The following is a 326-nucleotide window of genomic DNA, read 5'->3' on the forward strand; positions in this document are numbered from 1 at the left end:
ACGTACGCAGCCACGACGGCAAGCGCCTGATCCCAGCGGGATAAGACCTTCTCTACTTCATCAAGGCGGCTCGCTCCGCTCCCCGCGCGCGGCCCGGCCCCCGGCCGGGCCTGCGCTCCTGTCTCCGCCCCGCTCCAGCCCGGCCGGCGCCCGTGCCGCGCGCACGGCACTCAGCCGCCTGAGGTCAGAGAAGGGGTGCGTCGTGGCTGGGGCGGTCGGCTCCACGGCTTTACTGCCTGTTCTCTATCCGCTTGCGTGGTCGGCTGGGTTCGAACAGCGTCCTGGATCGAGTGAGTCGGCCGATGCCGGGGCATGGAAGAGGGGCC

Origin of the sequence: Streptomyces sp. NPDC052721 (genome assembly GCF_040678315.1) — a bacterium.
Taxonomy (GTDB): domain Bacteria; phylum Actinomycetota; class Actinomycetes; order Streptomycetales; family Streptomycetaceae; genus Streptomyces.